12 protein-coding genes and 1 pseudogene are annotated in these 15350 nt (G+C 38.1%); 7 read left to right on the top strand and 6 right to left on the bottom strand.

The annotated features are described in order from the left end of the window. Positions 1–3: 3 nt before the first annotated feature. A pseudogene (locus tag LREU_RS10415) lies at positions 4–1237 on the top strand (MFS transporter). Positions 1238–1419: 182 nt separating this feature from the next. On the opposite strand, the gene LREU_RS10665 reads toward LREU_RS10415, so the two are convergent. From LREU_RS10665 to LREU_RS09685, 4 genes are all read right to left on the bottom strand, one after another. Beyond that, positions 1420–1554, bottom strand: a complete 135-nt coding sequence (locus LREU_RS10665) for a hypothetical protein (RefSeq protein WP_003665092.1) — start codon at positions 1552–1554, stop codon at positions 1420–1422. A 261-nt stretch (positions 1555–1815) separates the two neighbouring features. Continuing rightward, the gene (gene thrS, locus LREU_RS09695; protein ID WP_011953599.1) at positions 1816–3621 is read right to left on the bottom strand and encodes a threonine--tRNA ligase; all 1806 of its coding nucleotides are present in this window, start codon (positions 3619–3621) and stop codon (positions 1816–1818) included. Between the two features lie 328 nt (positions 3622–3949). Continuing rightward, positions 3950–4627, bottom strand: coding sequence for a hypothetical protein (locus tag LREU_RS09690; protein WP_011953598.1), 678 nt, complete (start codon positions 4625–4627; stop codon positions 3950–3952). Positions 4628–4892: 265 nt separating this feature from the next. After that, positions 4893–6533 (bottom strand): Nramp family divalent metal transporter, encoded by a 1641-nt coding sequence (locus LREU_RS09685; protein WP_003669360.1) that lies wholly within the window; start codon positions 6531–6533, stop codon positions 4893–4895. A gap of 522 nt (positions 6534–7055) precedes the next feature. On the opposite strand from LREU_RS09685, the gene LREU_RS09680 reads away from it, so the two are divergent. The 6 genes from LREU_RS09680 (at position 7056) to LREU_RS09655 (ending at position 13037) form a co-directional block, all read left to right on the top strand. After that, positions 7056–8066: a zinc-dependent alcohol dehydrogenase family protein gene (locus LREU_RS09680; protein WP_003669358.1), complete on the top strand. Its 1011-nt coding sequence runs from the start codon at positions 7056–7058 to the stop codon at positions 8064–8066. 262 nt (positions 8067–8328) lie between these two features. Further along, the gene (locus tag LREU_RS09675) at positions 8329–8841 is read left to right on the top strand and encodes a TetR/AcrR family transcriptional regulator (protein WP_003669355.1); all 513 of its coding nucleotides are present in this window, start codon (positions 8329–8331) and stop codon (positions 8839–8841) included. Between the two features lie 10 nt (positions 8842–8851). After that, positions 8852–9910: an ABC transporter permease gene (locus LREU_RS09670; protein WP_003669354.1), complete on the top strand. Its 1059-nt coding sequence runs from the start codon at positions 8852–8854 to the stop codon at positions 9908–9910. 17 nt (positions 9911–9927) lie between these two features. Further along, positions 9928–10617: an ABC transporter ATP-binding protein gene (locus LREU_RS09665; protein WP_003669352.1), complete on the top strand. Its 690-nt coding sequence runs from the start codon at positions 9928–9930 to the stop codon at positions 10615–10617. A gap of 97 nt (positions 10618–10714) precedes the next feature. Then, complete coding sequence (locus LREU_RS09660; protein ID WP_011953595.1) at positions 10715–12697, top strand: ABC transporter ATP-binding protein/permease; 1983 nt, start codon at positions 10715–10717, stop codon at positions 12695–12697. A gap of 103 nt (positions 12698–12800) precedes the next feature. After that, on the top strand, positions 12801–13037 hold the full coding sequence (locus LREU_RS09655) for a hypothetical protein (protein WP_003669349.1): 237 nt from the start codon (positions 12801–12803) through the stop codon (positions 13035–13037). 104 nt (positions 13038–13141) lie between these two features. Here LREU_RS09655 and LREU_RS09650 read toward each other — a convergent pair whose 3' ends face one another. Both LREU_RS09650 and LREU_RS09645 read right to left on the bottom strand, forming a co-directional pair. Next, positions 13142–13456, bottom strand: coding sequence for an ArsR/SmtB family transcription factor (locus LREU_RS09650; protein WP_003669347.1), 315 nt, complete (start codon positions 13454–13456; stop codon positions 13142–13144). Positions 13457–13623: 167 nt separating this feature from the next. Next, on the bottom strand, positions 13624–15330 hold the full coding sequence (locus tag LREU_RS09645; protein ID WP_003669346.1) for a LysM peptidoglycan-binding domain-containing protein: 1707 nt from the start codon (positions 15328–15330) through the stop codon (positions 13624–13626). Positions 15331–15350: the final 20 nt, after the last annotated feature.

The following is a 15350-nucleotide window of genomic DNA, read 5'->3' as shown; positions in this document are numbered from 1 at the left end:
GTTGTGAAGTTTACAAGACAACAATGGCAATGGATTTTTTATGATTGGGCAAATTCTGGTTATGGAATTTTAGTTGTGACCGCTGTTTTACCAGTCTATTTCAAAGCAGTAACTGATCATGCAGGTGTTAGTGCAGCAAACTCGACAGCGCTGTGGGGATACGCAAATAGTTTTGGTACGCTTATTATTTCATTACTTGCACCTTTATTGGGAGCATTGGCTGATTATCCGCATGCAAAAAAACGCTGGCTAAATCTCTTTACTTGGTTGGGAATTTTGCTGACAATTGGCCTTGCTCTTGTTCCAACCAAATATTGGCAGGTGCTTTTACTTGTTTATATTGGGTCGATCATTGGTTACTCAGGAGGAAATTTATTTTATGATAGTTTCCTAATAGATGTAGCTGATAATAAGCAAATGGACCGTGTTTCGTCGACTGGTTATGGAATGGGCTATCTAGGAGGAGTAGTCGCCTTTATCATCTTTTTAGTCGCAGAACTAAGTAAAGGCTTTGGCGGTCTCCTAAACAGTTATGGAGTAGCCCGATTTAGTTTTATTCTGGCTGCAGTTTGGTGGGGTATTTTTGCGTGGCCGTTATTAAAAAATGGTCATCATCAACAGTGTGACAAATCCTTTTATCGATAGTTTGCGCCGTCTGAGAAGAACCATGCATCATATTAATCAATATAAGCAGTTGACATGGTTTTTAGTTGCCTATTTCTTCTATATTGACGGTGTTGATACAATTTTTACGATGGCAACAGTTATTGGTAAAGACTTAGGAATTCAAACAATGATGCTGATGGTGGTTTTGTTAGTAGTTCAGTTAATTGCTGTTCCATTTTCACTTTTGTATGGTTGGCTTGCTAATAAGTTTTCTACGAGACGAATTATTATGCTAGGCATTATCGTTTATTTCTTTATTTGTCTTTATGCTTTACGGTTAGAAACTTTGATCGATTTTTGGATTTTAGCTATTTTAGTTGGGTCAAGCCAAGGCGGACTTCAAGCACTTAGTAGATCATACTTCGGCCGCCTTGTTCCTAAAAATGACAGTAGTGAATTTTTTGGTTTCTATAATATCCTTGGGAAGTTTTCCGCAATTCTCGGTCCCTTTATTGTTGGAATCGTTACTCAATGGACTGGTAAATCGACGGTTGGTGCGGCTTCATTAAGTGTTCTATTTGCCCTGGGGTTAGTTATGTTTATATTTGCTTCGGCTATTAAGGATAAATAAAAAGGGAGCGAGACAGAAGTCACTTGTGACTTCGTTTTTCGACGCGAAGCTAGCCTCTGGGAGCCCTCGCAAGCAACAATAGGCCTCTAACGTTCGGTTTTGCCGGACATTAGAGGCCATTGTTGTACTGCGTATTTGCTTTTTATGAAAGTAACTTAACTTATGCCGCAGTCCTTTTAAAATTACTTGCGAACGTTAAGGATACCTTGACCAATACCAGCGGGTGCATCAGTCTTAACTTCAAATGAAAGACCGCTTGCGTGACGTTCTTCAGTAGCTTTACCCATTGCTTTAAATAAATCGTTCATAGTAGACATATCTTATACCTCCAAAATAAATAGTTTTTATTTTTTATGATTAATTATTATATTTAGTGGCTCAGAAGCGAGCGTTTATTACTATAAAACCTTTGATGAATAGTGTCAATCATTAATTTTAGGTTGTCCAAAACTTCACGAATGCTTCGAAAACGGTTTATTTTTGGTGGTTAAAGTTATGCTAAAAATTTCACTTTCATAAAATTTAAAATAAAAAAATGGCTTTCACAAAAGTTGTGATAAAGCCATTTTTAATCTTAATTACTTTTCGCGGGAGTAAGAAGCAATATCTTCAAGAATTTCATTCATAAATGCTTCTTGACTCATTTCGTTTTGTTCTTTTTCACCGTACTTACGAACAGATACACCATTGTTATTCTTTTCGTCGTCTCCAACAACAAGAGTGTATGGAACCTTTTGTGTTTGAGCTTCACGAATCTTGTAGCCCATCTTTTCGTTTCGGTGATCGACATTAACACGGATATTAGCAGCCTTCATCTTCTTAGCGAGGTCATCTGCGTATTCACCATGGGCTTCTTCGTTAACAGGGATAATGTGAACTTGTTCTGGGGCTAGCCAAGTTGGGAATGCACCCTTGTAAATTTCTGTTAAGTAAGCCATGAACCGTTCCATTGTTCCAACAACACCACGGTGAATCATAACTGGTTGATGTTCTTTACCGTCTTGACCAACGTAGGAAAGTCCGAATCGTTCTGGAAGCATAAAGTCAAGTTGAATCGTTGACATTGTTTCGTCATTTCCAAGAGCAGTCTTAGTTTGAATATCAAGTTTTGGACCATAGAAGGCAGCTTCACCTTCAGCTTCATAATAATCAAGGTTAAGATCGTCCATTGCTGATTTCAACATTGATTGGGATTTTTCCCACATTTCGTCATTAGCGTAGTACTTCTTAACGTTCTTAGGGTCACGAAGAGAAAGACGGAAGCTGTAATCAGTAATATCAAAGTCTTCGTAAACGCTCATGATCAACTTCAAAATCTTAGCGAATTCAGAACGAATTTGGTCAAGGGTAACGAAGGTGTGACCATCGTTCAAAGTCATTTCACGAACCCGTTGAAGACCAGAAAGAGCACCTGATTTTTCATAACGGTGCATCATACCAAGTTCAGCAATCCGTAATGGAAGATCACGGTATGAACGAATATGGTGCTTGTAAACTTGAATATGACTTGGGCAGTTCATTGGCCGTAATTCAAGCATTTCGCCATCACCCATGTCCATTGGTGGGAACATATCGTCGCGGTAGTGTTCCCAGTGACCAGAAGTCTTGTAGGCATCAAGATTCATTAGGACTGGAGTATAAACGTGTTGGTAACCATCGGCAACTTCCCGGTCAATAATGTAACGTTCGATGGTCCGGCGAATAGTAGCACCTTTTGGTAACCAGTATGGTAAACCGGCACCAACTTTAGGATCAACAAAGAAGAGGTCAAGTTGGTTACCGATAACACGGTGGTCACGTTCCTTAGCTTCTTGACGTTTCTTTAAGTCTTCTTCTAATGCGTCCTTCTTGTAGAAGACAGTTCCGTAAATCCGTTGAAGCATTGGATTTGAAGACATACCTTTCCAGTAAGCACCAGCAACAGAAAGAAGGCGTAAGTTTTTAACAACGTTACCATATAAAAGAATGTCATCATCTGCAACAGCTTTGACATCACCAAGTTGGTACATTGCTACTTTGCCGTCTTTAGCATTTTCATTGATCAATTCAGTTGAGAAACGATCATCTTTTACTTCGGCAAGTGCTTCCTCTACAGGTACTTCAACAAATTCTACCTTAACATCGTTCTTTGCCATTCCCTTGATTACATCTTCAAGAGCTGGTAATTCGTCAGCAGAAACTTGTTGATTATCTTTATCAGAATCAACGTGGAAACCATCTTCGTCAGCGACAGCTTCACCAAGTCGAATACCCTTAAATTCTTGTTTTAATGCAGCCTTTAACATTAATGCAGAAAGCTTACGTAATGCTTCTAAACCTTCTTGTGAATCCCGATCGATCTTCTTAACTGATCCGTCTGGGGACATAACAGCAACCTGAGCCATAGAAATCTCTCCTTTAATATAAATAAAAACGTCCCTGATACTTTCAATGTTGAAAGTATCAGGGACGTCAATTAACAAAAATTAGCGTGGTTCCACCCATCTTTAGGACACACTAGTAATGTCCTCTCTAAGGTGCGGTAACGGACACGATCCGACTAGCCTTATCTCGGCTAATAATAAGGGAAGGTGGTACAACCATCATTGTCACTCATAAGTACTTCCACTCAAGGCACTTACTCTCTGTAGAGGACTTTGAAGGTGCATATCCTTCAATCGATTGTCTTGATTATAGCACGCCCACTTTAATTGACAACCCCTTTATTCCAAATTAATGTTGATTATTTTGAGATGAAGCAGGTTGCGGGTTTGATTGGGAGCTAGTACTTTGCGAACTTTGATTAGGCTGTGACCCAGAATTGCTACTTGCTGGTTGTGAAGTAGATTGTTGTTGGCTGTTGCCTTGATCGTGGTGTTCTTCCTGCGATGGTTGGTTTTGTTGTGGAGTTGAGGAAGAGTTAGTAGTTGGTTGTTGGTTAGTTGAATGATTTGTCTGAGGCGTGCTATTTGAACGACTAGGCGTTGAAATACTATAAGTATCTTGAGTATCATTATCATCACTGTCATTGGAATTTGAACGATGTTTATGACTGCTACTGCTGTTCTTTTTATGTTTCTTGCGTGATGAAGTACTGGTGGAGACAGTAGTGTCATTACTATCAACATTGACAGGGTCCTGTTGTTTAACTAAGAAAATAACAATGGTTGCAATTAAGACAACTAATAGACAGCCTAAAATGACCTTAAACATTCGGCGTGAAATTCCATATGGATTCTTTTTCTTGTTAGGGGATGCTGTCTTGTGTTTATGGTTAGGGGTAGGCTGTTTAGGCTTACGATTAAAGAAAGAACGTTTTTTCTTTTCTTCACCTGGCTTAGGAGTGTCATAGAGCTCAACCCGTGTAGGCCGCCGCTTATTGTTATTTTGATTATTATCTTTATTATTCAATGATTTCACCTCATACTTAATGAGTAATATATCTAGTTCCTTATTATACCATGGTGAGCCTAGATGTATTAAAAAATGGCCGACTCATTATGGGCCGACCACTTTTCGTATTTCTTCATAGCTATTTTGAGGGGGATAGTATAGAAGAAAAATAGGGGTTTATTTATATTAGGGATTGTCTATACTATACCGTTCAAGTATGAACATTTTGTGAAAGAATCGTTACAAAAATAAAAAACTGGAAATTTACTTCCAGTTCTTTGTTTTAATCTTCTACAACTGAATCTTTCATTTGAGCTTCACGTTGGCCGAATCCTTTGCCTTCAGCAGCAAACCGCTTGTCCCCTTTATAGAGTTCAACACAAGTCCAGATAAGAAGAGCAAGAATAACAATGATTGTGATATAAGCGAGAACGTCAGATGTTCCTTTTGACCAAATACCAAAGCCTTCGTAAGTTGCAGGAAGGTTGTAAAGGTTTAAGAAGGTAAGGGCAATTACAGAAATCCAACCGCAAACCTTAACCCAGCCCCTATTCTTAAATTCACCCATTTCAACTTCACTGTTAGTCATCATTAATAATGGTAACATTGAGAACGGAAGGGCAAAAGCTAAGAATACCTGTGAATTTTCCATTAAAAGGTTCAAGGCGGTATGTTGTTGGATAGTATTTTCACCGCTCGTCATTGCAACACAAGCAATAACCGGAATAACGGAAATAATCCGAGTAACTAACCGTCGTGCCCATAAAGGCATTCGCATATGAATGAAACCTTCCATAATAACTTGACCAGTTAATGTTCCAGTAATTGTTGAATTTTGCCCAGAAGCAAGTAAAGCAACGGCAAATAAAGTAGATAATACACCTGACTTAGCAACAGCAATTAACACTGGATTACTAAGCATTGAGGTATTGTTTAGGGCATCATACAGACCGAAGAAAGAGCTATCTTGAACAGCACCAGTCTTGAAAACAGCAACCCCCATAATCAAAAGAAGGGAATTAACGATAAATGCAAGAGATAATTGGATGTTTGAATCCCAAGTAGTAAAGCGAACTGTTTGTCGAATGCTGTCAAGATCATTATGATCAATCTTCCGAGTCTGAGAAATTGCTGAGTGGAGGTATAAGTTGTGAGGCATAACGGTCGCACCAATAATACCTAGGGTACCAGTTAGTGGAGTGATACCACCGATTTCAGGATGTTGGGCAATTGCTTTGGCTGATGGGAGCAGGCCCATAAATACGCCACCCCAGTTAGGGTTAGATAAGGCAACTTGGTAAGCAAAAACAAATAAGATCACCAAAATCAAACATGCAACAATTGCTTCGATCTTCCGGAATCCGATCTTGGTTAATAATAGCAGTACTAAAACATCAAGAACAGTAATAAATACAGATGGGATCAACGGAATGTGGAACAGTAAGTTTAATGCGATAGCAGCTCCGATAACTTCAGCGATATCCGTAGCCATAATCGCCAACTCAGTCATAATCCATAAAATAATACCTAATGCTTTACCGGTACGTGCCCGTGTTGCCTGAGCAAGGTCCATTTGGCTCACGATTCCGAGTTTAGCCGCCATGTATTGAAGTAACATCGCAATCAAACTTGAAATCAAGATAGTAGTCATTAAGGTATATTGGAAACTCTGTCCACCGGTAATTGAAGTTGACCAGTTACCTGGATCCATGTAACCCACAGCAACTAATGCGCCGGGACCAGAGTAAGCGAATAATGTTCGCCAGAAGCCTTTTCCACGAGGAACTTCAACTGTTCCGTTGATTTCCTCTAGTGATTTACCGTTAGCATATTCAATAAGTTTATGCTTCCGGTGTTGATTCTTTGTGTCGTCCACGCCAAATCCACCTTTCGTTTGAGTTTTGTTAATTAGATTGGAAATCATAATTAACTAAGTTCGAATACTTTGTTAGGGTAACATAAAAAAATATATCCTGCAATGGAAAATCGCCGTTATAACAGCCGTTTGGACGATCTTGAGGAGCGGTTGGAGATAAGTTTTGGCGTGCCTAATGGTGGTTAAGCGCTTTCTAAAAGCTGGAGAAATTTTCTATATAAATTTAGAATTTATTACTTTATATATAGAAACATTTTATTTCTTGATGTAAAAAGCTAAATAGGATAAAAAACCTTGTGAAATTATGTAATTGAAAAAATGATGGTAAAACCATTTATGTAATAGCAAAAAAATAGCTTAAACTTAGTGAAGAAAAAAATATTTAAAAATATTACTTTTTTTCAAAAGCCTTTTATATCAGCTTTTGTTTGAGTTTATATTTAGTAAGTTTAACGTTTTATGATGATAAAAAGAATGTGAGATAATTGTTGGACGTTTGACAATTAAGGCGTTTTCACACTATACTAACACTTGACAAATGATTAAATTCACAAGAGAGGTATTTTGATTATGAAGGCACTTGTTTTAACAGGTAAAAAGCAACTTGAAATTGAAGATATTAAAGAACCTGAAATTAAGCCTGATGAAGTCTTAATTCACACTGCCTACGCTGGTATTTGTGGTACTGATAAGGCACTCTATGCTGGTCTTCCTGGATCTGCATCAGCTGTTCCTCCTATTGTTTTAGGTCACGAAAACTCAGGTGTAGTTACAAAAGTTGGTTCAGAAGTTACTAACGTTAAGCCAGGTGATCGTGTAACTGTAGACCCTAACATTTACTGTGGTCAATGTAAGTACTGCCGGACTCAACGCCCAGAATTATGTGAACATCTTGATGCTGTTGGTGTTACCCGTAACGGTGGCTTTGAAGAATACTTTACTGCTCCTGCAAAAGTTGTTTACCCAATTCCTGATGATGTTTCATTAAAGGCAGCTGCCGTTGTTGAACCAATTTCATGTGCAATGCACGGTGTTGACTTACTTGAAACTCACCCATACCAAAAGGCTTTAGTATTAGGTGATGGCTTTGAAGGTCAATTATTTGCACAAATCTTGAAGGCTCGTGGTATTCACGAAGTTACTTTAGCTGGTCGTTCAGATGAAAAGTTGGAAAACAACCGGAAGCACTTTGGCGTTAAGACTATCAATACGACTAAGGAAGAAATTCCTGCTGATGCATATGACATCGTTGTTGAAGCTGTTGGTTTGCCGGCTACTCAAGAACAAGCACTTGCAGCTGCAGCTCGTGGTGCTCAAGTATTAATGTTTGGTGTTGGTAACCCTGATGACAAGTTCTCAGTAAACACTTACGATGTATTCCAAAAGCAACTTACAATTCAAGGGGCCTTCATTAACCCTTACACTTTTGAAGACTCAATTGCACTTCTTTCTTCTGGTGTTGTTGACCCATTACCACTCTTCTCACACGAATTAGACCTTGATGGTGTTGAAGGTTTTGTTAGTGGTAAATTAGGTAAGGTTTCAAAAGCTGTCGTTAAGGTTGGCGGCGAAGAAGCTTAATTCTAGATTAAGATAAAAATTAAATCTATTGAAAACGGGGCGAGATAAATTTCTCACCTCGCTTTTTTTATGCTTTATTTCATATGCAAGTGAATGTAATTAGCAATTAAATCAAGCCTTAGGTAAAGCGCTACAATCGCAAAATTTGCAGAAATAGCAGTATTATAATTTTTATCTAATGATTGACATGGTGTCACTTTGATGATAATGTATAAAATACATTCACGGTGACACGGTGTCACGATGCGGTGGAGGAATTAAGATGCCAAGTACAACATTTAAAAATTTAAATCGACAGAAAAAAGAACTTATTACTAACGCATTACTAACAGAATTTAGTCAACATAGCTTAGCAAGTGCTCAAGTTGCACGAATTGTAAAGCAAGCGGGAATCGCCAGAGGAGCATTTTATAAGTATTTTGCGGATTTAACGGAGGCGTATCAGTATCTTTACCAAGTGGCAATTTTAGAAATCCATACACCAATTACCCGGGCTAACCACATTTTAGCTGCGAGTGATTATGTTAATCAGATTAAAGCTTTTGTAGATGAAATCAACGGAAGCAAGTACCGCGATTTTATGCGTTTACACTTTCAAACAAATGAAGGATTGTTACGTGATAATACACAACCGCAAATTAAAATTCATAGTGCTCAAGAATGGAGTGTAATGGTTTTAAGTCATGAAACAATTAAGGATTGTCTTCTTCATCCCAATAAACAAGGTGAAGCAATTGAACGGCTATCCAAGGCACTAACTGCACTATTGCAGTAGGAGGTAGAATATGTTTTTAGCACTAAAAGAAATAAAACATGAAAAGCTGCATTACGGATTAATCGTTGCCATGATTGTTTTGATTAGTTACTTAATGTTTTTCTTAATGGGAATGATGTTGGGATTGCAAAATGAAAATGATGCTGCCATTAAAGAGTGGGGTACGGAAACTGTTTTTCTAAACAAAAATAGTAATGATAACCTTGGACAATCGATTATCACTCGCGATCAACTAGCAGGTAAGGATCAAAAGAATGTTGCGCTTGTTGGGCAAGCACCAGTAGTTCTTAAAGAAAAAGGGGCAAGTAAAGAAAGTGCTCAATTTATCGGTTTAGATCCTGACCAATTTATTTCCCGGGAAAAGATCAAGATTACAAGTGGTCGTCAAGCCAAGGGAAATAACGAAATTGTTGTTGATAAGAGTTTAAGCAAAAAGGGTTATCATTTAGGAGATCGAGTAACAATCAATTCTCAAAATGAGAAATATAAGATTGTTGGTTTTGTCAATGACGCTAAATTTAGTGTTGCGCCCGTCGTATATGGTAGTTTACCAGTTTGGCGGGAACTGAGAGGATTAAATAGTTCGGCTGTTGCTAGCGGACTCTTTTCTGACCATAAGCTTAGTAAAAGTTCCTATCCCGCTCTCCAACACTACACTGTTAACGAATATATTAATAAGCTACCGGGATATTCAGCACAAAATAATACCTTTACTTTTATGATTGGGTTCTTAATGGTAATTTCGTTAATTGTAATTGCGGTCTTCTTATATATTCTTACCATGCAAAAAATAAGTCATTATGCAGTTATGCGCGCTCAAGGAATTCCTGCGCGGCACTTAATTCTTGCAACAGTTACTCAATCAATTTTCCTAATGATTAGTGGTGTAATAGGAGGAATTATTTTAACCCTTCTTACGAGTGTGGCAATTCCAATGTCGGTACCAGTTATTATGAATTGGCCCCTAATTAGTTTAATGGCAGTGGGATTAATAGTTCTTGGGATGATTGGTTCATTATTACCAGTGCGAATGATTATTAAGATTGACCCCGTACAGGCCTTGAATTAAGATGGGAGGCAAATGTTATGTCAAAATTGAAGTTAGTAGATGTTAACAAATATTATGGCGAAGGAATTAGCCGTGTTCATGTTCTTAAAGATGTTAATTTTTCTGCTAAAGCGGGAGAATTAAATTTGATTTTAGGGCCTTCTGGATCAGGAAAGAGTACCTTTTTAACAATTGCGGGCGGTTTACAAACGCCTACTTCCGGAAAAGTGTTAATTGATGGAATTAATATTGAAAAGTTATCTTCTAAAAAACGTGATGAACTGCGCTTGCAGAAAATTGGTTTTATTCTTCAGTCGTATAACTTGCTACCTTATCTAAATGTGGCTGATCAATTTAAACTTGTTGATCGTGTAAAGAAGAGCGGTAATATTTCATCAGCAGCTTTTGATGAATTATTGGAAAAACTCGCGATAAAAAAACTGCTCAAGCAATACCCTTCTGAATTGTCAGGAGGTCAAAACCAACGAGTAGCGATTGCGCGTGCTTTATATACCGATCCTGAGATAATTCTTGCAGACGAACCAACAGCAGCTTTAGATAGTAATTTAGTAAAGTCAGTGGGACAATTATTTCAAGATCTGGCTAAAAAGAAAGGAAAAGCGGTGATTGCTGTAACCCATGATTTACGTTTACGTGAATATGCAGATAATGTTTACGAGTTAGCCGATGGGAAACTTACATTAAGCAAAAATTCCACAGACCAATAATATAAATAATGTTAAAGAATTATGAGCAAAAAGCCTTTTTTATAACGAACCTTGCTATAATAAACGGACTAAATAAATAGTGAAGGGGGAGGATGCAATGGCTTTTTTAGAATTAAAAAACATATATAAATCATATTATCTTGATAAAGAGGAATTTCCAGTTCTTAAGGGAATTAACTTGCAGTTTGATCGGGGAGAATTTGTATCCATCCTTGGGGAATCAGGTGGTGGAAAGTCCACTTTAATGAATATCATTGGGGGCCTTGATCGTAACTTTGAAGGTGAAGTCCTCGTAAATGGTAAAATCCTCGACCATAAAAAGGAAAAGCAACTAGATAGCTATCGGCGCGCGACGGTGGGTTATATCTATCAGTCCTATAACTTAATTTCTCACTTGACGGTGCTGGATAATGTTTTGGTTGCGTTGGATATGACAACGTTGACTAAGGAAGAACGGCGAAAGCGCGCGTTGGAACTCTTAGATAAGGTTGGTTTAAGTGAACAAGTAAAAAAGCATCCGAACCATTTGTCAGGAGGGCAAAAGCAACGGGTAGCGATTGCCCGAGCATTAGCAAGTGACCCGCAAATTATTATTGCTGATGAACCTACAGGAGCCTTAGATGCACAGAATACCAAAGAAGTATTAGCATTATTAGACGAAATTGCTCGTGATGGGAAACTAGTGATCGCTGTTACTCACTCCCAGGAAGTAGCGGATAATGGGACACGAATTGTTCATTTAGCTGATGGAAAAATTGACGGCGATGAAAGATTGCGTCCTGTTTATCCGATTCCAGAAGACCCAACAGAGATTACTCCACGAGTTTTACCGGCGATGGCGAGCTACCGAACGGCTTTTAAACATTTGACCTATAACTTTTGGCGTAATTCGTTAATTATGCTTGGAACTGCAATCGGTATCTTTGCCGTACTCTTGTTTAGTGGTTTAGGTAATGGGATAAATGGTTACATTCAAAATCAGATTAACTCTCTTGCTAATCCGCAGGCAATTACCGTATTTAAAAACACAACTGGTAAAAAGATGACCCAGGAACAAATTCAATCATCGTTAGGACAAACGATGGCGGCTAATCCTCAATCAATGACGATTAGTGACCATAATATTGACCGGTTACGAAAGCTTGATAATGTGTCGTCTGTCCAGCCGGGAATTATGGTGAGCGCCTTTCAGCTTGATTATAATGGAAAAAAGCAGAGCGGAACTTCATTAAGTACCTGGAGTAAGGCAATTACTAGCAATTCAATCAAGCAGGGACATAAACCCAAGAATGGTGAAATCGTTCTTACAAAGCAACAAGCAATCCAATTATCAAGTGCCAAAAATTATAAGCAAATGGTTGGTAAAACTATCCATCTCTCATTTACATGGATAGATGGCAATAATAATCCAGTTCCCGTTTCTGGAAACTTCAAGGTAGCAGGGATTACAGAAGGCGCGAGTGCCGGGACTTCAATTACGTACTCCACCATGCGTGCACTGCTTCAAAAAGCGAATGCCGCTACTGCTGCTAATTTTGTAACCGTTAATGTAACAAATCTTGACAATGTTCAAGGAGTAGCGAATAAGATCGACAATCTTCGTGGTAGTAATAACAAACGGATATTAGGAGCGATTACAGTCGGGTCGATCCTTAAAACTGTTAATACTTATGTTAGTCTTGCTTCCACGGTTCTTGCTTCAATTGCTGGAATTTCATTACTTGTGTCGGCATTAATGATTATTGTGACAATGTACATGTCAGTTTCGGAACGGACAAAAGAAATCGGTATTTTGCGAGCCTTGGGTGAACGAAAGAAAGATATTCGCCGATTATTTACGTCTGAATCTGTCTTTATTGGACTGTTTTCCGCAATTCTTGCACTGCTAATTGTTGCAGTTGTAACGGTTATTATTAACCACGCTCTGTATGGCTTGATTAAATATAATATTGTGCAAATTACTGTTGGAAATGTAATCTTTGCAATTGTAATTGCGATTGTAATTTCGTTTATTGCCGCATTGCTTCCTGCACGCCGGGCGGCAAACCTTAATCCAATTGATGCATTAGCTGCAGATTAGTTAAAAAGCAACAACTTTCCTATAGCTGAAGTTGTTGCTTTTTTATTTAAAAATATTTTAGGTAGTCCGAAAATAGGATATAATAAAAACGGAGGCGAGAAGAATGACAATAATTTATGTTCATGATAATAATCAATCACAAAATATTACTTGTTCCGATGGCTCACAAGGTGTGTTACGGGTTAGTAAACTGAATAATGCAATGCGGTATAGTTTTAAGTTTTATAGTCACGCACATCTTGGATTTTGGTTAGATAAGCATCAGTTCTATGATGGTAAGTCATTGATTGTAAAAGGAATTTTGGAAGATGAACGATTAGAAATTAAATTTGTTAACTAACGAAAAGACGTTTAGAAGTCATCGTCTAAGTTTGACTTAGGATGAGTTCTAAACGCCTTTCTTTTATTTCAATGGGGGGATCCCAAAGAATATTCACTAAATTATTAGATGATTTTTTCTGCATGACTTAATACATCAGCGATCAAGGTCATTACCTGCGGATCCTCTAAATGATAGATAACGGTTTTCCCTTCTCGCCGTTGTTGAACTAAATTATATTTTCTCAATAGTTGCAGTTGGTGAGAAACCCCCGATTGTTCCCAGTTCAACTTCATACTAATTTCTGAAACGCTCATCGAATGTTGAATCAGCAAATATAATAATTGTAATCTTTTAGGATTCCCTAGTAATTTAAATAATTGACTGATTTTATTAACATTTGGAATATCTGTTGTCCAACGGTCTACCACAATAAACATCACTTACTTTCTATAAACTCCCTAATAGTAATTTAGTGAATATTAATAATAAACTGCCTACCTTTATTCTAGAACAGAAAAGAATTTTTTTAAAACAAAAAAGCAAGAAGCATAGATTTTCTTATACTTCTTGCTTTATATTATATAATAATTTAATAATTACTTGACTAAAGTGATAAACGTTGTCCAACAAAGATTGTGTATGGACTTTGAATGTTATTTTTAGCTGCGATTGATCGCCAGTTTAAGCCATGATAAGCGGCAATCTTTGATAATGAATCACCACTTTGGACTACGTAATTTCCATTGTTAGTATTGGAGTGACATGAAGTGTTTTTTTGAGCACTAGCACTATTGTTAATCCGTAATTGTTGACCAACTTCAATTAAATTAGGGTTACTAATATGATTAGTTGAAGCTAATGCAGATGTTGTGGTATTAAAACGAGCAGCAATTTGTGAAAGGGTATCACCACTCTTAACGGTGTAGGTGCCATTAGCACTAGTAGTAACTTGTTTATTTTGCTGGCTTTCTTGATGGTTAGTAGTATTTTGAGCTGTAGTTTGATGAAGCGTTAATACTTGCCCTACATGAATCACATTAGGGTTACTAATATGATTGAGCTGAGCTAATTGAGTATAAGTAGTGTTAAATTTACCAGCAATTCCTGAAAGGGTATCGCCACTTTTAACGGTGTATGTATTACTATTAGTGGTAGTATTGTTTTCAGTTCGCTTAGGGGTTGTTTGTTGATGTTGTTGTTCAGCAGGTTGACGAACCAAGAGCCGTTGACCAACATAAATACGGTTAACATTGTGGATATCATTTAAGGTGGCGAGTTTATTTACAGTTGTATTAAACTGTCCGGCAATACGTGATAACGTGTCTCCGCCTTTAACCGTGTAGTATCCAGTGTTTGAGACAGTTACATTAGTTTCGGGAGTTTGAGCACTTTCAGTTTGCTTATTCGTAACAACTTTCCCAGAAAGGGCAACGGCATCTAACTGGTTTAAGTTATATGTCTGAACAAAACGAATTAAGGTACTAGCATAGCTTGGATCGGTAGCATAGCCGTCTTGCCGAAGCTTATTTGCAACAGATGCATAGTTAGTATCGCCAAGTAAGTTACGGTAACGACTATTTACGTTGAGAAAGCGACCATGATCAGTAACTGATTCGGAGTTGTTAGCATAGGCCCGGAAATTGGCGTTAACGTAAACGCTCCGGCCACCATAAACTTCCCGTGTACGCATTACAACTGAATTTCCATTATAGGAACCCTTAATTCCAAATAAGTTATGGGCCTGGGTTGATAAAGCTGAACGGCCCCAACCACTTTCAACGATAGCCTGGGCGACTGTAATTGAAGGAAGAACCTTGTATTCATTCCATCCTTGGATTGCACCCGGAGCAACACTTTGGATGAATGCTTGTTGTGAAGCGTTATTACTGAAATGGAGGGCGCTTAAATCTGTTGTTGAGTTCTCTTGCGGTGCAGCAGCGGCACTAGCAGCCTTTGGAGTAGCAGGAGCAGCTTGTTTAGCTTCAGTAGATTGTGCTGAGGCTGAAGTAGCAGCGGCTTGGCTAGCGACAGCTTGACTAGCATTAGAAGCAGCGCTATTTTCTGTTGAGGCGCTATTTGCTGTGCTTTGAGCGACAGCAGAAGAATCAGCGACACTATTTGTATTATTTTGTGTATTGGCAGTAGTTGTAGCGGCAGGTTCTGCAGAAGAAACTGAAGCATCATCGGCATGAGCAACAGCGCCGCTAGCAGTTAATAAGGTAACAGCAGTTAATCCAGCAAAGACCCATTTTTTTCCGCTTTTATACATCTTAAAATGGGTTGATGGATCATTATTAGGTTGACGATTCATTGGCAGTGACTCCTTAAGTT

The sequence above is a fragment of the Limosilactobacillus reuteri subsp. reuteri genome (genome assembly GCF_000016825.1).
In the GTDB taxonomy this organism is placed as follows: domain Bacteria; phylum Bacillota; class Bacilli; order Lactobacillales; family Lactobacillaceae; genus Limosilactobacillus; species Limosilactobacillus reuteri.
This window is presented reverse-complemented; position numbering and strand designations above follow the sequence as displayed.